Source organism: Agrobacterium sp. OT33 (assembly GCF_017313365.1).
Taxonomy (GTDB): Bacteria; Pseudomonadota; Alphaproteobacteria; order Rhizobiales; family Rhizobiaceae; genus Agrobacterium; species Agrobacterium rhizogenes_A.
In genome coordinates this window covers 140391-159227 of record NZ_JAFLMZ010000001.1, presented here as the reverse complement: position 1 = coordinate 159227, position 18837 = coordinate 140391, and the positions used below count along the sequence as shown (strand labels likewise).

The following is an 18837-nucleotide window of genomic DNA, read 5'->3' as shown; positions in this document are numbered from 1 at the left end:
TGTTCGATTAATCCAATATAAAGGCTTGTATTGCACTTTGTGCGCAAGGCCCGTGCGGCCACCGGAACCTGCCATGACGGCATCTCCTCCAATCCACAAAATTGCGACCGTTGCAGCGCAGACGCTTGCTCCGAGGCATCGGGTCGCCGAGAGAGTTTGCGATGTCGCTGAAAAACTTCCCTATCAACATAAAGCTCATAGTCACCTTTTGTGCATTGATGAGCGTGTGTCTGCTCGCCTCCGCGGTCGTATTCTGGCAGACGCTGGGAAGCGAGCGCGTTGCGATCGACAACAACCGGACCAAGGATATCATCCAGGCGGTGGATGGTGCGACGGCCGCCATGCTGGAGCAGGCCGTCAACCAGCGCGGTTTCCTGCTGTTTCGCAGCGACAGCACCTATAATGACGTTTTCGCCCAGCGCGACCTGATGCTGAAGAAGCTCGACGAAGCCCGTGCGCTTGCCGCCGGCCAGCCGGATATCCTCAACTCCATCGACGACATGCAGAAATCCGCCACCGTGTTCTTCAAGGAACTGGCGGAACCGCAGATCGCCGCCCGCAAGACCACGGAAGCGCCGATTTCCGAAATCATCGAGATCGGCCGCAATCAGGCCAAGGGTCAGCTTGACGGCTTTCGTGCTTCCGCCGCCAAGATCAAGGAACAGCTGAACGGCCTGTCCACCGCTTACGCGGTAGAACAGCAGGCGGCGGCGCTCAATCTCAAATACGCCCTTCTGGGTGGCGGCGCCGTTGCCGGTCTGCTCGCCGTTGTGCTCATCTGGGCGCTGTCGCGCTCGATCGTCACGCCGATCGTCGGCATGACGGCGGCAATGAGCCGGCTTGCCGATGGCGACATGACCACGGAAGTTCCGGCCGTCGATCGCGGTGATGAAGTCGGCAAGATGGCGAAGGCCGTTCTGGTCTTCAAGCAGGCCGGGCTGGAAAAATCCCGCCTTGCCGGCGAGACCGAGCGTATGCGTTCGGCCACCGAAACCGAACGCCGCCACAACGAGGAAGAAAAGGCCAGGGACGAAGCCGCCAACGCCTTCGCACGCGACGAGCTGGGCAAGGGTCTGGCCGCACTTGCGGATGGCGATCTGGCCTACCGTATCGAAACGCCCTTCGTCCCGGCCATCGATCCCATCCGTATCGATTTCAACAGCGCGGTTGAAAAGCTGCAGCAGGCCCTGCGCACGGTCGGCGAGAACGCGGCTGCGATCAATGCCGGTGCTTCGGAAATGCTTTCCGCCGCCGACGATCTGTCGCGCCGCACCGAACAGCAGGCGGCCTCCATCGAGGAAACCGCCGCCGCTCTGGAAGAAGTCACCACCACGGTGCGTGACAGTGCGCGCGGCGCGGAAGATGCCGGCAATCTGGTCCAGCGCGCCCGCGCCGGCGCGGAAAAATCCGGCGTTGTCGTTCGCAGGGCGGTTGCCGCCATGCGCGAGATCGAAAAGTCCTCGGGCGAAATCGGCAATATCATCGGTGTCATCGACGATATCGCCTTCCAGACCAACCTGCTGGCGCTGAACGCCGGCGTGGAAGCCGCCCGCGCCGGTGATGCCGGCAAGGGCTTTGCGGTGGTGGCGCAGGAAGTCCGCGAACTTGCCCAGCGTTCGGCCAATGCCGCCAAGGAAATCAAGACGCTGATCGGCGCTTCCAGCCAGCAGGTCGAAAACGGCGTCAATCTTGTCGACGAGACCGGCAAGGCGCTGGAACTCATCGTTTCGGAAGTCGAAGAGATCAACGCCCATGTCAGCGCCATCGTCGTCGCGTCACGCGAACAGGCGACGGGCCTGCAGGAAATCAACACGGCCGTGAACACCATGGATCAGGGCACGCAGCAGAATGCCGCCATGGTGGAACAGCAGACCGCCGCCAGCCATTCGCTTGCCCGTGAGGCGGAAGCGCTGAATAGCCTGCTTGGCCAGTTCCGGGTGGGCGGCGCACGCGCTGCCGTTGCGAGTGCCGGTGGATATTCTGCACCGCGCCAGTCTTCGGCCAAGCCTGCCTTCCAGCCGGCACCGGCTGCACCGGCCCGCAAGGCTCCGGTAAAATCGGCCTCCGCAACCGCAAGACCGGTGGCTTCGCCGGCCCGGGCGCTTGGCCAGAGCCTCGCCCGCGCCTTCGGTGGCGCTGCGGAAGCACCGGCTGCGAAAGATCAGGACTGGACGGAGTTCTGAGCCGGATTTTCCGGATTGGATACAAAAATCGGGGGCCGAAAGGCCCCCTTTTTACATCGGCTGCTTCAGACGGGTAGCGCCGCCTAGGTGCCCTGTAGCCTGAACATCCGCTGGAAAAACACCTCGTCGGACAGGCGGTGAAGCAGGGCGGCAATGACGGCGGTTGCCGCGATGGCGAAAACCAGCCGTCCGACCAGAACGCCATAAACATCGGCCCCCAGCGACATCACCACAAGTGTGTCTTCGATCACGCTATGGGCGAAACCCATGAACACACAGGATAGAAACACCTGACGTGGTGAGATCGCTCCTGATTGCGCTTCGCGGATCAGAAAACCCGCGCCATAGGAAATTCCCAGAAACAACCCGATGGCGGTGAGATGTTCGGCCTCGCCGCGAATGCCGGCAAGCCGCAAAAGGGGCGAAAGCGCCTTCATCATCAGTGCCAGAAGCCCGGTCAGCCTGAGTATTTCGAGGCCGAGGGACAGCACGAGAAGGATGACGAACATCCAGATCATGGTTTTACCGAGACCCAGAAGATAGTCCGCCCATTCCGGCGTGGCGCTCATGGCGATCCAGGCAGGGTTCACCGGCGCAGACAACCACCCCGTTGCTTCCAGAACCTGATGCAGGAGGAAGGCATAGAGCAATCCGCCACCGATGCGCAGCGCCGTGGTGACGAGCATGCCGGGTCCTGCCTTTTCGATGATCTTCTGCTCGATGGGCAGGCCGTGCGCGAAGAGGATAAGCGCCGAAAAGACCGTGATATCCGCTCCACTGAGCGAGGAGGCGGGAACGAGTGTGAAGATAAGCGGCACGGCGCCCCAGATGCCGACCAGCATCGCTGTCAGCCAAGCGAGACCAAGCTCCGGCGGCAGCCCAATGATGTTCATGACAGGCGCGAAGGCCGGCGCCACCGCCTCGATCGCACCCATTCTCGACAATAGCTCGGTCAGGATCGCGATAGGAACAGTGATCCGCACCAGCACCCAGTAGATATCAAGCGTTTCCCGGGTTTTCTGCCAGATGGTGACGAAAATGGGCATGTGAGGCTCCTCGAAGGTTGTCCTCATCCTCTAGGCCGAACCCATTCGCATTTATGGTCAAAGATTGCAACTTCATGCAATTTTATTGCAAATCCATCCGCGAGAGATATGCTGACGGCATGGATCGGATCGACCGGAAACTTCTGAACCTTTTGCAGGGCGATGCATCGCGCACCAATGTGGATATGGCCGATGAGGTGGGGCTGTCTCCTTCCAGCTGCCTGCGCCGCCTGCAACGGCTGCGCAAATCGGGGGTGATTGACCGTATCGTCGCGATCCTCAACCCCGCAAAGGCCGGGCGCGTGATCAAGGCGCTGGTGACGGTGGAGCTGAAACTGCATGGCGAGCAGCATATGCGCCGCTTTCTGGATATTGCCATTGCCGAGGAGGCCGTGTCGCATGCCTATGCCGTGACAGGTGCAAGCGATGTCGTGCTGATGCTGCGCCTGCGTGACATGGAGGAATTCGATGCCCTGTGCGACAGGCTGTTCCGGGATCAGCACAATGTCGCACGCTTCTTCACCATGGTCGTCATCAAGACGGCGAAAGAGGAAACGGCCATCAGGCTTTGAGCGATTTTCAGGAAAGGGAATGTCCACATGGCGCCGCGCGTTAAATTGCAGGTTTTGGATGGCTCATACGGGGTGGCGCGGCTTCAGGCGTCTGATCCCATTCCGGCGTGGGCCGACGGCGGCGGATTTGTCAGCATCAGCCGAACCGATGACGAACTTTCCATCGTTTGCCGGGAAGATCGCATACCGCAGGATGTGCGGGTTGATGCCGGCTGGTCGTGTTTCAAGTTTCAGGGGCCATTTGCATTTGATGAGACGGGCATCGTCCTGTCGGTCATCGCGCCTTTGTCGACCAACGGGATTGGAATATTTGTGGTTTCGACCTTTGATGGAGACCACCTGCTGGTGAAATCGCACGATCTCGAAAAAACACGCGGTCTGCTGGCGGATGCGGGACATTCGCTCATTTAAAAACCCATGTCGCCACAATGATTTTCTGAAGAGGTACGTTTTGAAGAGTGAAATTGAACTGCCGGTGCAAAAACAGCTCGAGGCTTACAACGCCCGCGACATCGATGCATTCATGGGCTGGTGGGCGGATGATTGTCAGTATTACGCCTTTCCGGCGACGCTTCTGGCAGGAAGTGCTGCAGAGATCCGGGCGCGCCACATCGAGCGCTTCAAGGAACCTGATCTGCATGGAAAATTGCTGACACGCATTACTGTCGGGAATGTCGTCATCGACCACGAGACGGTCACGCGGAACTTCCCCGAAGGCAGGGGAGAGATCGACGTTGTCTGCATCTATGAAGTTGAAAACGGAAAGATTGCCAAGGCGTGGTTCAAATTGAGCGAACCGCGGATGTTGTCTTGAAAACTCAGGCGTTCCGGAAATAAACGCTCGCTGCGATGGATTGGGGCTATAAGGAGGTCTGAACCGGACTTCTGACCCCGCGCCGTCTGCGCGGGGCTTGTCTGTTCCTCTGCCTATGCAGCGTGATCGGCCCGCATGGGATGCCAGACGGAGATATCCCGTGGGGCTTCCAGAAGCTCGGGCAAGGCATCGTGCCATGCCTGACGATAGGGGCGGTGAATCTGGACATCGAGCACGTCCTGATGGTCGCTCCAGGTCTCATGCAGCAGGAAGCGGTTCTCGTTTTCGCCGTCCCGATGCAGGGTGGCATTCACGAAGGTCTTTTCGTGCCGCATGGCGTCGAGAAGCGCATTCAGCAATTCAAGAAAGCGCTCGCGCTGGCCGGGGCGGACCTGAAAGCCGAGGAGATAGGTGGTGTGCACGGGGTCTTACTCCTTTGTGCCTGGCATCAGGGCGGCGCGGGTTGTCGCATCGGCGGGGTAGAAACATTCCAGCACCAGTTCGGACAGCGTGACATCGGTTGCGGTTCCGAAAACCGTGGTGGTGGAGATGAAACTCAGAACGGCGCCCGAGGCCGGATCGCGCAGTTGCAGCGGTATGGCCAGTGGATCGGCCCCGGCGGCATGGGGTGAGGCCTTCGGCGCGGGATAGGCCGAAAGCTCCGCATGCAAGTGGCAAAGCATCTCGTCTCCCGTTTCCTCGACCTGACGGCGCAGGCGATCCAGCAGGTGATGCCGCCATTCGGCGAGGTTGACGATGCGCGAACTCAAACCCTGCGGGTGCAGGCTAAGCCTCAGTGCGTTGAGCGGCGGGCGAAGCAGCTCTTCGGAAACACCGGCCAGAAGCGACGTGATCGCCTCATTGGCGAGAACGACGTTCCAGTGCCGGTCGACGGCAAGGGCGGGGAAGGGCATGTGGCCCTGTACCACGGTTTCGACGGCCTGCCGGGCCGCCGCCATGTCGGGCGCATCCAGCGAGCGTTCGGAATGAACAGGCGCATAACCCGCCGCCAGCATCAGCCGGTTGGCGGCGCGGGCGGGCATGGAAAGCTGCTCCGCCAGTTTCGCGAGCATCTCGCGGCTGGGGGATGAACGCCCGCTTTCCACAAAGCTCAGATGCCGCGCCGATATGCCCGCCTCCACCGCCAGATCGAGCTGGCTCAACCTGCGGCGGGCACGCCATTCCTTCAGCACCTGGCCGACATGTTCTCGATGATGTGTCATGCCCCGCAGCCTAGCAGAACATATCGGCAATGCGATTACCTCCGAGGTAATTGTTCCGCTTCCCGACCGTCGGCATGTTTGGGCCGTCAACCAGAAGGAGCGCAATCATGACGCAACATCTCACAATCGCCCAGACCTATCTCGCAGCCTGGAACGAAGAGGACAATGAACGCCGCAGGCATCTCGTCGGTCAGGCATGGGCAGAAAATACGCGCTACGTCGATCCGCTGATGCAGGGCGAAGGCCAGCAGGGGATTGCCGCGATGATCGAGGCGGCGCGGCAGAAATTTCCGGGATATCGTTTCGTTCTTGCTGGCACCCCGGATGGCCACGGCAACTTCACCCGTTTCTCATGGCGGCTCATTTCGCCTGATGGGGACGATGTCGCTGGCGGAACCGATGTTGTCAGCCTGAATACCGAGGGACGGATCGAAAATGTCGTCGGTTTTCTCGATGGCGCGGCATCCTGAGAAAGAGGCGGGATGGTCCCGCCTCCTGTCCCGGCAATCGTGTCAGCCGGCGAAACCGACGCCGGCCTGACGCTGGCCGAGCGCATTAAACACGGTGGAAACGATGCCGGCCCGGTCAAGGCCGGCATTGGCATACATGGTTTCGGGCTTGGCCTGCTCCACCCACTGGTCGGGCAGGGTCAGCGTCCGGACCTTCGGGCCATGGTCGAGCAGGCCGGCGCTGGCCATGAAATGCAGCACATGCGCGCCGAAACCGCCGACGGAGCCTTCCTCGATCGTCACCAGAACCTCGTGATGGCTGGCCAGCTGGCGGATGAGGTCGAGATCAAGCGGCTTGGCGAAGCGCGCATCGGCAACCGTGGTCGAAAGTCCGGCCGCTTCGAGGTCTTCAGCCGCCGCCAGGCATTCCGCCAGCCGCGTGCCGAAGGAGAGCAGCGCGACCTTGGTGCCTTCCTTGATGATGCGACCCTTGCCTATCTGGAGAATCTCACCACGCGCGGGCATCTCGACGCCCACGCCTTCACCGCGCGGGTAACGGAAGGAAATCGGGCCTTCATCATAGGCCGCTGCCGTGCGCACCATATGTTTCAGCTCCGCCTCATCCGAGGCCGCCATCACCACCATGCCGGGCAGGGTGGCGAGGAAAGTCGTGTCGAAGGAACCGGCATGGGTCGGCCCGTCAGCACCGACGAAACCGGCGCGGTCGATGGGGAAACGCACGGGCAGGCTCTGGATGGCCACATCATGCACCAGCTGGTCGTAACCGCGTTGCAGGAAGGTGGAATAAAGCGCGCAGAACGGCTTGTAACCGTCAGCCGCAAGCCCCGCCGCAAAGGTGACGGCATGCTGCTCGGCAATGCCGACATCGAAGGTGCGAGACGGGAAAAGCTCGGCCATCTTGTCGAGGCCCGTGCCGTTCGGCATGGCAGCCGTCACACCGATGATCTTTTCGTCGAGCGTCGCTTCCTGGATCAGGGCCTCGGCAAAGACGCTGGTATAGCTCGGCGCATTCGGCTTGGCTTTCGCCTGCGCGCCGGTGATGACGTCGAACTTGTTGACGCCGTGATATTTGTCGGCTGCGGCTTCCGCCGGCGCGTAACCCTTGCCCTTCTGCGTCACCACATGGATGAGGACGGGGCCTTTCTGGTTGTCGCGCACATTGCGCAGCACCGGCAGGAGGTGATCGAAGGAATGACCGTCGATCGGGCCGATGTGATAGAAGCCAAGCTCCTCGAACAGCGTGCCGCCGGTCACATAACCGCGCGCATGGGTCACGGCGCGGGTAATGGCGCGGTCGATGGTCTTGCCGAGATAGGCCGTCAGTTTCTTGCCGAAATCGCGGAAGCCCATATAGGTGCGGCCGGAGGCGAGGCGTGCCAGATAAGCGCTCATCGCGCCCGTCGGCGGCGCAATCGACATATCGTTGTCGTTGAGGATGACGATCAGCCGGGCATCGAGCGCGCCGGCGTTGTTCAATGCCTCAAACGCCATGCCCGCCGACATCGAGCCGTCGCCGATGATGGCTACGACCTTGCGGTCGCTGCCATCAAGACCCGCCGCCACCGCCATGCCGAGACCGGCGGAAATGGAGGTGGAGGAATGGCCGGCGCCGAAGTCGTCATAGTCACTTTCGGCCCGCCGGGTGAAACCGGAAAGCCCGCCTTCCTGCCGCAGCGTGCGGATGCGATCCCGCCGGCCGGTCAGGATCTTGTGCGGATAACATTGATGGCCGACATCGAAGATCAGCCGGTCCTCGGGCGTGTTGAACACCTTATGGATGGCAATCGTCAGTTCCACCACGCCAAGGCCGGCACCCAGATGGCCACCGGTCTTCGACACGGCGTCAATCATCTCGTCGCGCAGTTCCCGCGCCAGTTCCGGCAGGTCGCGATCATCGATCTCCTTGAGATCGGAGGGAAAATTCACCCGGTCGAGCAATGGTGTCTGTGGCATTCCGGTCAATCGTTCGGCCTTTTCTTGTCGTCAGCAGGGCGTGCCAGAGCGTCTTTCATGTCGAAAGCCGACGGTGCAGCCCTGCATGTCGTACACTTCTATAGAATTTCAACCTTCCGGCAAAGGGACAAACTCTTCTTCGTCGCCGGGAACGATGTCGAAGCGTCCGGTTCTCCACTCCTGTTTGGCCTGCTCTATGCGTTCTTTTGATGACGAAACGAAGTTCCACCAGATGTAACGGCGCTCATTCAGCGCCGCCCCGCCGAAGATCATGATGTGACAGCCATTGCTGCCGGCCTGCAACGTGATGTCGTCGCCGGGCCGGAAGACGAGCAGTTGATCGGCGGCGAAAATATCACCGGCAACATCCAGCGAACCGGACAGAATATAGATCGCCCGCTCCTCATGATCGGCAGAGAAGGGGAATTTTACCCCCGGCTCCAGCGAAAGATCGACATAAAGCGTATCTGTAAAGGAAGAAACCGGGGAGGTGAGGCCTTCGAATTCGCCGATCACCACCCGGCCTGTCGCGCCCTTGAGGTCGATCAGCGGCATGTCTTCTTTCGCGGTGTGGGCAAAGGCGGGGGCGATTTCTTCCATGTTGTCTGGCAGGGCAAGCCAGGTCTGCAGGCCGGACATGGAAAGCGGATGGCCACGCAGATTTTCCGGCGTGCGTTCCGAATGCACGATACCACGCCCCGCCGTCATCAGGTTGATGTCGCCGGGGCGGATGACGAGTTCGGTGCCGAGACTGTCCCGGTGCTTGATTTCGCCGTCGAACAGATAGGTAACGGTGGAAAGCCCGATATGCGGATGCGGCTTGACGTCGAGCGCCTCACCCGCCTTCAGGATCGCCGGGCCCATGCGATCGAAAAAGATGAACGGCCCCACAAGCCGCCTCTGCCGGGTCGGCAGGGCGCGGCGCACGGCAAAGCCGCCAATATCGCTGGTTCGGGGAATGATCAGGTTTTCGATGGCATCGCAGGCAAAAGCATCACCCGCGACGGGATCGTTGCCGGGAAAGAAGGACATCGCAAGCTCCTCGTATCGTCTGGCGGGAGTTTAGCATAACCGAGGGGGAGGGGAGCATCGCGATATCGAACGCAGCGTCAACGATCCTTGTTAACACGACATTGTGAGAACACCTTACGGCCGGGGAAAGTTCTCAAACCTCTCCTCCGTCACCCCCGGGGCTTGTCCCGAGGATCTAAACACGTCAATAAAATCAATGCATCGCAGATCCTCGGGACAAGCCCGAGGATGACGTCGCGTGTTTGAATCGGGAGGTGGCTACCTTATCGAATCACGTCCAAACGCTCCCGCTAAATGCAGTCATTCCCCGTCGAGCGGCTCCACACCCTGCGGCTTGCCCGCACGATCGAGACGGATTTTCTCGATTCGCTTTTCGGCAGCGTTCAACAGCGTCTCGCAATGCTTCTTCAGGGCTTCGCCACGCTCATAGATGGCGATTGATTCGTCCAGCGCCACGTCTCCGCGTTCCAGGCGTGCGACAATGCTTTCCAGCTCGGCGACGGCTTTTTCGAAGGAATAACCGCTGACATCGGCTGTGTTGGCATTTTCCGTCATGTTCAACCCTTCATCATTCTCAAAATATGCATGGCTGCCGATTCCGCCAGCCCTTCCAGATCATAACCACCTTCAAGCAGGCTGACGACCCGGTTCGATGTGTATTTATCGGCCATTTCCAGAAGCCGGCCCGTGGCCCAGTCGAAATCCTCTCCCACCAGATTGATCTGCGCCAGCGGATCGCGGTGGTGCGCGTCGAAACCGGCGGAGATGAGGATGAGATCAGGCGAAAAATCGGCAATCGCCGGCAGCACCCGCGATTTGAACGCCTCGCGGAAATGTTCGCTGCCGGTGTTGGGCGAAAGCGGGGCGTTGACGATATTGTTCTTCGCGCCGGTTTCGTTCTTGTCGCCGCTCCACGGGTAAAGCGGCATCTGGTGGGTGGAACAGAACAGCACGGAAGTGTCGTTCCAGAAGATATCCTGCGTGCCGTTGCCGTGATGCACGTCCCAGTCGATGATGGCGACGCGCTCTGCGCCATGTTTTTTCTGGGCATGGCGGGCGGCGATGGCCACATTGTTGAAAAGACAGAAACCCATGGCCTTGGCGGTTTCCGCATGGTGGCCGGGCGGGCGGGCGGCGACGAAGACATTGTCGGCAGCGCCGGTAAACACGTCATCCACCGCAGCCATTGCCGCACCGATGCCGGTCAGCGCCGCCTGCAGGCTTTTCGGTGAGGCATAGGTATCCGCCTCGATGCGGTTGATCTCGCCATCCTCTTGCGGGATCTGGCGCATGACGGCAAGCAGATGCTCTTCCGGATGCGCCAGCAGCACCGCATCCTCATTGGCCTGCGGCGCTTCTTTCCGCTCCAGCCGCTCGAAATTCGGATGTTCGAGTGCGATGTTCAGCGAACGCAGGCGGTCCGGCCGTTCGGGGTGGCCGGAAGGCGTGATGTGCTCGAGGAAGATCGGGTGTTCGTATAAACGCGTCGCCATGCTTTTCCTCCCGAAGAAAGTTTGCTCAGGCGCGCTGCGGCAGAAGCGGATAACCGGCCATCACGGCACGGCCGGCCAGTGCGGCAAGCACGGCCTTCAGCGCATCGCCGGGAATGAAGGCGAGCGAACCCATGAAGGCCTTCTCGAAACCAAGCCCGACAACCAGCGCCAGATAGGTGATGCCGAAAGCATAAAGCACGACCACGCCGCCGATGAGGCTGGCGACGAAGAAACCGATGCCCTGCGCCAGAGCGGACTGGCTGCGATTGACGAGTTTTTCCGAGAGCGTGCCGGTGACGAAGACAGCCGCGATCCAGCCGATCAGGAAGCCCGTCGTCGGCGTGGTGAAAATCGAAAGACCACCGCGTCCGCCCGAGAGGACCGGCAGGCCGATGGCGGCAATCAGGATCGTCAGCAGAACCGCGAGCGTGCCGCGCTTCGCACCCAGCACGACACCGGCCAGCATGACGCCGAGCGACTGCGCGGTGATCGGCACGGGAACGAAACCGAGCGTGATCGGCGGCAGAAGCCCAAGTGCGATGATGATGGCGGAAAACAGCGAGATCAGCACAAGGTCGCGGGTCGTCATGGCTCGGAAACTCCGGATGGTTATCTGGCCGTCAGCTTTGGCCTCTGAAACCGCGCGCGTCAATGGCGTCGGCAATGGCATCGGCATCCTTCAACGTCATAATGACGAGTGGCACGATGATGGTTGCCATGCGCACGGGCAGGCCACGCGCCCGGTGTGCGTCACGCACCGCATGATACCGGTTGACGATCTCGGGCACGAACCGCACGACGAGCCCGACCGCAAGCCCGATATCGGCAGCCTTGACCAGCCCCAGCCTTTCGAGAGGGGAGGCGGCAAGCGTGATCTCATCCATGAACTGCGAGATGCTGACGGTGATGGTGACGGCGGTCGCAAGCAGCGCCAGCGCCGTCAGCCGCAAGAGATTGACTGTCGCATCATGGGCCGGGAGCAAAAGATAGCTGAAGGCCGCGACGAGGAAGATGGTCAGCATCACCGGCCGCAGCCGCAGGCCGATATCCCGCAAGGGCAGCCGCGTCTCGCGCAGGATGGCGGCCGCGAGAACCACGGCGCATCCCAGCAACAACAGATCGCGGGTAAGAAACAGTGCGATGCTGAAGCTCATCAGCGTCAGGAGCTTGAGGCGCGGCGAGACGCGGTAGAGCCAGCCCGTGCCTTCAACGTGCAGCGATTTCATCGCGCCACCGCAGCGAGATATTGCGCCACGGCCTCTTCAGGCGCGGCGTCCGCAATCAGCGCGCCGCCGTGGAAAACCAGCACACGGTCGAAGCCTTCAAGCAGCGGCAAATCATGGGTAATGACGATGAGCGACTGCGACAGCGTCACCATGGTCTTTTCCACGACAGCCCGGTTTTTGAGATCAAGCTGGTTGGTCGGTTCGTCGAGAATAAGGATGTGCGGTTCGGTAACCAGAAGCGCTGCCAACGCCGCAAGCTGCAGCTCCCCGCCGGAAAGCTCATGCGCGCGTCTCTCCTCAAGATGGGAAATGCCGAGCCGGGCAAGAACGGCCTTCACCCGGGCTTCGGTTTCCGCCTTGCCGAGACCGAGCCGTTTCAGCCCGAAGGCGACATCGTCGCGCACGATCGGCAGGATGATCTGGTTCTGCGGATTCTGGAAGATGAACCCAACCGTCTGCAAGACCGCCTTGGCGTCCGTCACGGTGTCGAGACCGTTTACCGCAACCTTGCCCTCGCTCGGCTTGTTCAGCCCGTTGATCAGCCGGGCAAAGGTGGTCTTGCCGGAACCATTGAGGCCGATCACGCCGATACGCCGTTCCGTCAATGTCAGAGACAGCGGCTGCAGGGCCTGCCGGCCCTCGAAAGCGACACCGGCGGCGTCGAAACGGATTTCCAAGCTTACATCCTCGCGCTCGTTTTCCGGTTCTATACCCCGTCATCAACAGAAGTGAAACAAGGAACAAAAAAAGAACATTGCAATCCTGAAAAAGCCGTCATACCTTCTGCCCCATGGTGATCAAGGTTTCAAACGAAGCGGCAAGACGAATTTTTCTGGCGCGGCAGGGGCTTTCCTCGCCGCCCGGCAAGGCGCTTTCCAAGAGCGACCTGCTGCAGCTGATAACCGATATCGGTTTTGTGCAGGTGGACAGCATCGGCACGGTGGAGCGCGCCCACCATCAGATCATCTTTTCCCGCAACCAGACCTACAGACGTGATCATCTGACCACGCTTTTGGAAAAGGACCGCGCGCTGTTCGAGCACTGGACACATGACGCTTCCATCGTGCCGACGGAATTTTATCCCTATTGGAAGCATCGTTTCCGCCGCCGCGAGCCGATCATTCAGGAGCGCTGGCGCAAATGGCACGGCGAGGGTTTTGACGCCGCTTTCGGTGAAACGCTGGAGCGTATTGCGGCAACCGGCCCGGTTCTGGCGCGGGAGCTGAAGGAAGAAGGGCACCAGTCCGGCGGCTGGTGGAACTGGCATCCGTCCAAGACCGCGCTCGAATATCTCTGGCACACCGGCAAGCTGGCGATTGCCGGTCGGGTGAATTTCCAGAAGGTCTATGACCTCGCCGAACGGGTCATTCCCGGCGAGCATCACGAAACCGAGGTGGAGCATGCGGAATTTGTCGACTGGGCCTGCCGGCAGGCGCTGAAACGGCTGGGTTTCGCCACCCATGGCGAAATCGCCGCCTTTTTCGATCTCGTCACCCCGCAGGAGGCGAGGGACTGGGTCAAAAGCCATCGCGATGAACTCTGTGAGGTTTCGCTTCTTGCAAGTGACGGCGACACTGCCCGCCCGTCCTATGCCTTTGCCGGTTTCACCGCCGACCTGACCGACGTGCCGGAACCCTCATCCCGCGTCCGCGTCCTCAGCCCCTTCGATCCGCTGTTGCGTGACCGCAACCGCACGGAGCGGCTGTTCGGCTTCTATTACCGCATCGAGGTCTTCGTGCCGGAGCCGAAAAGGCAATATGGCTATTATGTCTTCCCGCTTCTGGAGGGCGACCGCATGATCGGTCGCATCGACATGAAGGCGGATCGCAAGCGCGGTACGCTGGATGTTCGGCGCCTGTGGCTGGAACCGGGCGTGCGTGCCTCGGCGGGTAGGCTGGAGAAGCTCGACGCCGAACTGGCGCGGCTCGCGAAATTTACGGGGGTGGAGAGCGTGAATTATCTGGAGGGCTGGCGGGAGAACGGATGAAGGTCTTTTCGTGGTGCCCGAATGTAGTGGCTAGCCGCGAAACCCGACGTCATCCTCGCCCTTGAGGCGAGGATCCACAAGCCGCGGAAACAATGGCTTCAGTGCTCATGACTCCATGTGTCTGGAACATCTCAAGCATGTCACGTCGGGAACTGCGGGATGGATCCTCGGCACAAGGCCGAGGATGACGCCGAGCGGACGGAGAGCACACCAACCGAAGCGCTCTCGCAAACCCCCAAAATCAGCAGATATCCGTCGCCGAAATCTGGATGCCGAAGCCTTCAAGCCCGACATAATGCCGTTCGCGGGTGGTCAGCAGCTTGATGGAGCTGATGCCGAGATCCTTGAGGATCTGCGCGCCGAGACCGATTTCCAGCCATTCGTTTTCGCGCGAACGGGCCTGGGCGTGCGCTTCGTCCGGGTCACGCGCCTTGCGGCGTCCGGCAACCTGGCCAACGCCAACGGAGCCTTCGCGCAGATAGACGATGACGCCGCGGCCTTCCTCGGCGATCTTCTGCATATAATGCCGCACCGGCTGGCGGTCGCCGAAAACGTCGTCGGCGACGTTTTCGGGGTGCAGGCGAACGGGAATGTCAATGCCATCGCGGATATCGCCGAAAATCACCGCCATGTGCTGCATCGGATCCCAGGGCAGGGAATAGGTCTGCGCCTTGGCCGGCCCGAAGGGCGTTTCGATGGTGAAGGAGGATTCCATCTCCACCAGCGTTTCCTTACGCTGGCGATAGGCGATGAGATCGGCGACCGAAACGTGTTTCATGCCGTGTTTGTCGGCGAAATCCAGAACCTGCGGACCGCGCATCACGCTGCCATCATCATTCACCAGTTCGCTGATGACGCCGATGGGCGGCAGGCCGGCGAGACGGCAGAGATCGACCGCCGCTTCGGTATGGCCGGAACGCATCAACACGCCGCCCTCGCGGGAAATCAGCGGGAATATATGGCCCGGCCGGGTGAAATCGGAAGCGCCGACATTGGGATTGGCGAGATTGCGCACCGTCAGTGTGCGGTCATCGGCGGAAATACCCGTCGTTGTGCCGTGCTTGAAATCGACGCTGACGGTGAAGGCCGTCGTATGGGCGCTGTCATTTTCCGCCACCATGGCGTTGAGGTTCAGCCGCTTGGCCTCCTCGCGCGGCATTGGCGCGCAGACGATGCCCGAGGTATGGCGCACGATCAGCGCCATTTTTTCAGGCGTGCAGTGAACCGCCGAAATGATCAGATCGCCTTCATTCTCGCGGTCGTCATCGTCGGTCACGACAACGATTTCACCGGCTTCGAAAGCGCGGATGGCGTCCACGACGCGTTTCTGGTCATAGGCCATGACGATCCCCCTTATTTCAAACGGCCGGTCTGGCCGCGATCCCTCAGATAATGGTCGGCAACGGTGCAGGCCACCATTGCCTCACCAATCGGCACCGCGCGAATGCCGACGCAGGGGTCGTGGCGGCCCTTGGTGCGCACATCCACATTATTGCCGTCGGTATCGATCGACAGGCGCTCCGTCAGAATGGAGGAGGTGGGCTTGATGGCGAAGCGGGCGATGACGGGCTCACCGGTCGCGATGCCGCCCAGAATGCCGCCGGCGTGGTTGGACAGGAAGATCGGCTTGCCGTCATTGCCCATGCGCATCTGGTCGGCATTTTCCTCGCCGGAAAGCTCGGCCGAGGCGAAACCCTCGCCGATTTCCACGCCCTTGACGGCGTTGATCGACATCAGGCTGGAGGCGATATCCTGATCGAGCTTGGCATAAATGGGAGCGCCGATGCCGGCGGGAACGCCTTCCGCCACCACTTCGACAACCGCGCCGATGGAGGAGCCGGCTTTGCGGATGCCGTCGAGATAATCCTCCCAGACTGGCACCATGGCGGCGTCAGGGCAGAAGAACGGGTTCTGGTCGACCTGATTCCAATCCCAGTTATCGCGGTTGATCTTGTGCTTGCCGATCTGCACCAGCGCGCCGCGCACATTGAGGCTTGGCACCACCTTGCGGGCGATCGCACCGGCGGCGACACGCGCCGCCGTCTCTCGCGCGGAAGAACGCCCGCCGCCGCGATAGTCGCGAATGCCGTATTTCAGATCATAGGTGAAATCCGCATGGCCGGGGCGGAATCGCTTGGCGATCTCGCCATAATCCTTGGAACGCTGGTCGGTGTTTTCGATCAGCATGGAAATCGGCGTGCCCGTCGTTATCATCGTCTCGCCGTCCTCATCCAGCATCACGCCGGAAAGAACCTTGACGATATCATCCTCGCGACGCTGGGTGACGAAACGGCTCTGGCCGGGTTTGCGCTTGTCCATCCAGTGCTGCACTTCGGCAAGGGTAAACCGCAGGCCGGGCGGGCAGCCGTCCACCACGCAGCCGAGTGCCGGCCCGTGGCTTTCTCCCCAGGTGGTAACGCGAAATAGATGACCGAAGCTGTTATGCGACATAGTTCTCAAAACCGGAAAACAGGGCGCCTGTGGACAGCGCCGTTTGAAACAAGCGAATTTGTCTTAGTGGAAAATCCGGGCAAGGCAAAAGCCTTTCTTTCTCAGTGGCCGGATAAGTGCGGTGCGGGCTATGGCAGCTCTCTGCCCTCATCCCTGTGGCACGCACATTACTGAGGTTGGGGGCGGCGATTCGCACCGGGCGAAGATGTTTTTCGAAATGACGAAAATGTAAAAGCGCCGTCGTTTTCCACGCTAATCCGCAGTTTTCCAATATTGCTGCGAAATGCGGTGTAAAAATCACTAACGGCTTGAACACGATCCCAAATCCGTTCATCAATTGGGCCGAAAATGTCATGGTTGCGGGCAATTTCCGCCACATTCGAAAGGCAATTCTTCATGCATGTAAGGTTTTCACGCAAATCCACGAAAGCTAGATCGATGCGTATGATGATTGCCGCCCTTCTGGCCACCGCCAACCTGCTGATGCCCATCAACAGCTTCGCCCAGAGCGTCGACGTGGAAGGCACGATCAGCAAGATCGATGCGAACGGGCTGAGCATTACGCTCAACGACGGCAAGACCTATCGCGTGCCGGAAGAGTTCAACTTTGAAGGCCTGAAGGCGGGCGTGAAGGTCGTGGTTTTCTACACGGAAGTGGATGGGAAACGCGTGGTCGACGATCTTCAGGTCGTTGAGTAAGACCAGCCCCTTACTCAGCCCTTGTGCCAAACCTCCGTTGTGAAACGAGCGGGTGCATCTAGCTTTCTTCTCCCCGGCGGGGAGAAGAAATGAGTGGCGACGTTTAGCCAAATAAAAGCGTATCAGGGAGGACGGTGCGGAGGGTTATGCTCCGTAGACCCTCACGACACCCACTCCGCACTATTCCGGTCGATCTCAACCTTCAAAATCCGGTCCTGCGGGATTTGCGTGCGTGATGCCTCATCCTTGTCCATGCCTGACACCAGCCGGAAGATCGAGCGGATGACGCCGCCGTGGCAGACGCAGACTGTCGGCCTGTCCACGGAGGAGAGCCATGCGCCGATGCGCCAGGAGAGGATTTCATAGCTTTCGGCGTCCTGGCCGGGGGGGATGAAATCCCACTTGTTGGCCTTGCGCGCCTTCACCCGGTCAGGAAACTCTTTTTTGAGTTCCGGCAGGGTCTGCCCCTCCCAGTCGCCGAAGGAAACTTCGATCAGGCGGTCGTCGGTGCGGTAGGCAAGGGGGTCGAGGCCCATCGCGCCGCGCATCAGTTCCATGGTTTCGCGCGTGCGCCCGAGCGGGCTTGCCACATAGTCGAAATCCGTGGCCTGCTCGCCGAGCAAATGGGCGAGCAGTCTGCCATTGCCGACCGCCTGCTGGCGGCCGAAATCGTTGAGCGGAATGTCTTTCTGGCCCTGAAGCCGGCGTATCGCATTCCAGTCCGTTTGTCCGTGCCGGATCACATAGACGAGCAAGGCGATACCCCTGTTTCAAGCATCCCTGATGGTCAGTCCTTCACCACCGAAATGTCAGGCGCATCCACCGCCTTCATGCCGATGGTGTGATAACCGGAATCGACATGGTGGATTTCACCGGTCACCGCGGTCGAAAGATCGGACAGCAGGTAAAGTGCCGACTTGCCGACTTCCTCGATGGAAACCGTGCGCTTCAGCGGCGCATTATATTCGTTCCACTTGAGAATATAACGGAAGTCGCCGATGCCGGAAGCGGCAAGCGTCTTGATCGGGCCAGCGGAAACGGCGTTGACGCGGATGCCGCGATTGCCGAGGTCGACGGCGAGATAACGCACGCTGGCCTCGAGAGCGGCCTTGGCCACGCCCATGACGTTGTAGTTCGGCATGACCTTCTCGGCACCGTAATAGGTGAGCGTGATGATCGAGCCGCCATCATTCATGACAGGCTCGGCACGCTTGGCGACGGCGGCCAGCGAGAAGACGGAAATATCCATCGTGCGGTTGAAATTGTCGCGGCTGGTGTCGAGGTAACGGCCCGTCAGCTCGTCCTTGTCGGAAAACGCAATGGCGTGCACGACGAAGTCGATCTTGCCCCAGTGCTTTTCCAGCGAAGCAAAAACGGCGTCGATCGTCTCGAGATCGGTCACGTCACAGTGGCCGGCCATGAAGGCGCCGAGTTCCTGTGCGAGCGGCTCGACGCGCTTCTTCAGCGCATCGCCCTGCCAGGTGAGTGCGAGTTCCGCACCTGCATCCGCGCAGGCCTTTGCAATGCCCCAAGCGATTGAACGATTATTGGCGACGCCCATGATGAGGCCGCGTTTGCCAGCCATGAGGCCGGATGCCTGAGCCATTTTATGCTCCCTGATACTTTCGATTGATCCTGCCTATGGCATAGGCTGCAATCCTGTTCAAGATTGCCAAAGATCATCAACT

Annotated in this window: 22 protein-coding genes; 7 read left to right on the top strand and 15 right to left on the bottom strand. The window is 60.5% G+C overall.

The genetic code is table 11. The features are described 5' to 3' along the window. Positions 1-161 precede the first annotated feature (161 nt). Positions 162-2183: a methyl-accepting chemotaxis protein gene (locus JZX88_RS00840; protein WP_110757289.1), complete on the top strand. Its 2022-nt coding sequence runs from the start codon at positions 162-164 to the stop codon at positions 2181-2183. An 83-nt stretch (positions 2184-2266) separates the two neighbouring features. Here the strand turns inward: JZX88_RS00840 and JZX88_RS00835 are convergent, their stop codons facing one another. Next, positions 2267-3229: a nucleoside recognition domain-containing protein gene (locus JZX88_RS00835; RefSeq protein ID WP_110757291.1), complete on the bottom strand. Its 963-nt coding sequence runs from the start codon at positions 3227-3229 to the stop codon at positions 2267-2269. Between the two features lie 119 nt (positions 3230-3348). Between JZX88_RS00835 and JZX88_RS00830 the strand changes: the two genes are divergently transcribed. The 3 genes from JZX88_RS00830 to JZX88_RS00820 are packed head-to-tail and all read left to right on the top strand — an operon-like array spanning position 3349 to position 4615. Next, positions 3349-3801: an Lrp/AsnC family transcriptional regulator gene (locus JZX88_RS00830; protein WP_065115021.1), complete on the top strand. Its 453-nt coding sequence runs from the start codon at positions 3349-3351 to the stop codon at positions 3799-3801. Between the two features lie 27 nt (positions 3802-3828). Next, positions 3829-4212 carry an ACT domain-containing protein gene (locus JZX88_RS00825; protein WP_065115022.1) on the top strand — a complete coding sequence of 128 codons (384 nt, stop codon included), beginning with the start codon at positions 3829-3831 and terminating at the stop codon, positions 4210-4212. 40 nt (positions 4213-4252) lie between these two features. Continuing rightward, positions 4253-4615 carry a nuclear transport factor 2 family protein gene (locus JZX88_RS00820; protein WP_142855399.1) on the top strand — a complete coding sequence of 121 codons (363 nt, stop codon included), beginning with the start codon at positions 4253-4255 and terminating at the stop codon, positions 4613-4615. Positions 4616-4728: 113 nt separating this feature from the next. Here the strand turns inward: JZX88_RS00820 and JZX88_RS00815 are convergent, their stop codons facing one another. Next, positions 4729-5037 carry an antibiotic biosynthesis monooxygenase gene (locus JZX88_RS00815; protein WP_206912262.1) on the bottom strand — a complete coding sequence of 103 codons (309 nt, stop codon included), beginning with the start codon at positions 5035-5037 and terminating at the stop codon, positions 4729-4731. Positions 5038-5043: 6 nt separating this feature from the next. Next, positions 5044-5838 carry a helix-turn-helix domain-containing protein gene (locus JZX88_RS00810; protein ID WP_206912259.1) on the bottom strand — a complete coding sequence of 265 codons (795 nt, stop codon included), beginning with the start codon at positions 5836-5838 and terminating at the stop codon, positions 5044-5046. A gap of 107 nt (positions 5839-5945) precedes the next feature. Here JZX88_RS00810 and JZX88_RS00805 point away from each other — a divergent pair, with 107 nt between their 5' ends. Continuing rightward, on the top strand, positions 5946-6308 hold the full coding sequence (locus JZX88_RS00805; RefSeq protein ID WP_110757303.1) for a nuclear transport factor 2 family protein: 363 nt from the start codon (positions 5946-5948) through the stop codon (positions 6306-6308). Between the two features lie 42 nt (positions 6309-6350). Here the strand turns inward: JZX88_RS00805 and dxs are convergent, their stop codons facing one another. The 7 genes from dxs to JZX88_RS00770 all read right to left on the bottom strand — a co-directional run bounded on the left by dxs (position 6351) and on the right by JZX88_RS00770 (position 12689). After that, the gene (gene dxs, locus JZX88_RS00800) at positions 6351-8270 is read right to left on the bottom strand and encodes a 1-deoxy-D-xylulose-5-phosphate synthase (RefSeq protein WP_065115027.1); all 1920 of its coding nucleotides are present in this window, start codon (positions 8268-8270) and stop codon (positions 6351-6353) included. A 99-nt stretch (positions 8271-8369) separates the two neighbouring features. After that, complete coding sequence (locus JZX88_RS00795) at positions 8370-9293, bottom strand: pirin family protein (protein ID WP_206912258.1); 924 nt, start codon at positions 9291-9293, stop codon at positions 8370-8372. A 300-nt stretch (positions 9294-9593) separates the two neighbouring features. After that, positions 9594-9848, bottom strand: coding sequence for an exodeoxyribonuclease VII small subunit (locus JZX88_RS00790; RefSeq protein ID WP_003503059.1), 255 nt, complete (start codon positions 9846-9848; stop codon positions 9594-9596). A 2-nt stretch (positions 9849-9850) separates the two neighbouring features. Continuing rightward, positions 9851-10786 (bottom strand): histone deacetylase family protein, encoded by a 936-nt coding sequence (locus JZX88_RS00785; RefSeq protein ID WP_206912257.1) that lies wholly within the window; start codon positions 10784-10786, stop codon positions 9851-9853. 25 nt (positions 10787-10811) lie between these two features. Beyond that, entirely contained in the window at positions 10812-11375 is a 564-nt protein-coding gene (locus JZX88_RS00780; RefSeq protein WP_137452278.1) for a biotin transporter BioY, read from the bottom strand. Positions 11376-11406: 31 nt separating this feature from the next. Then, on the bottom strand, positions 11407-12012 hold the full coding sequence (locus tag JZX88_RS00775) for an energy-coupling factor transporter transmembrane protein EcfT (protein ID WP_206912256.1): 606 nt from the start codon (positions 12010-12012) through the stop codon (positions 11407-11409). Next, the gene (locus JZX88_RS00770; RefSeq protein ID WP_206912255.1) at positions 12009-12689 is read right to left on the bottom strand and encodes an energy-coupling factor ABC transporter ATP-binding protein; all 681 of its coding nucleotides are present in this window, start codon (positions 12687-12689) and stop codon (positions 12009-12011) included. Before JZX88_RS00770 ends, JZX88_RS00775 begins: the two co-directional genes overlap by 4 nt. Before the next feature lie 113 nt (positions 12690-12802). Here JZX88_RS00770 and JZX88_RS00765 point away from each other — a divergent pair, with 113 nt between their 5' ends. Further along, on the top strand, positions 12803-13999 hold the full coding sequence (locus JZX88_RS00765) for a winged helix-turn-helix domain-containing protein (protein ID WP_206912253.1): 1197 nt from the start codon (positions 12803-12805) through the stop codon (positions 13997-13999). Positions 14000-14240: 241 nt separating this feature from the next. On the opposite strand, the gene ribB is transcribed toward JZX88_RS00765, so the two are convergent. The 3 genes from ribB to JZX88_RS00750 are packed head-to-tail and all read right to left on the bottom strand — an operon-like array spanning position 14241 to position 16805. Beyond that, entirely contained in the window at positions 14241-15341 is a 1101-nt protein-coding gene (gene ribB, locus JZX88_RS00760; protein WP_065115034.1) for a 3,4-dihydroxy-2-butanone-4-phosphate synthase, read from the bottom strand. A gap of 11 nt (positions 15342-15352) precedes the next feature. Continuing rightward, complete coding sequence (aroC, locus tag JZX88_RS00755; RefSeq protein ID WP_206912252.1) at positions 15353-16450, bottom strand: chorismate synthase; 1098 nt, start codon at positions 16448-16450, stop codon at positions 15353-15355. Then, positions 16440-16805: a hypothetical protein gene (locus tag JZX88_RS00750; protein WP_206912251.1), complete on the bottom strand. Its 366-nt coding sequence runs from the start codon at positions 16803-16805 to the stop codon at positions 16440-16442. Before JZX88_RS00750 ends, aroC begins: the two co-directional genes overlap by 11 nt. A gap of 83 nt (positions 16806-16888) precedes the next feature. Between JZX88_RS00750 and JZX88_RS00745 the strand changes: the two genes are divergently transcribed. Continuing rightward, positions 16889-17149, top strand: coding sequence for a DUF1344 domain-containing protein (locus JZX88_RS00745; protein ID WP_006309807.1), 261 nt, complete (start codon positions 16889-16891; stop codon positions 17147-17149). Between the two features lie 161 nt (positions 17150-17310). On the opposite strand, the gene JZX88_RS00740 is transcribed toward JZX88_RS00745, so the two are convergent. Next, positions 17311-17904, bottom strand: coding sequence for a histidine phosphatase family protein (locus tag JZX88_RS00740; protein WP_065115036.1), 594 nt, complete (start codon positions 17902-17904; stop codon positions 17311-17313). Positions 17905-17936: 32 nt separating this feature from the next. After that, positions 17937-18755: an enoyl-ACP reductase FabI gene (gene fabI, locus JZX88_RS00735; protein ID WP_065115037.1), complete on the bottom strand. Its 819-nt coding sequence runs from the start codon at positions 18753-18755 to the stop codon at positions 17937-17939. Positions 18756-18837: the final 82 nt, after the last annotated feature.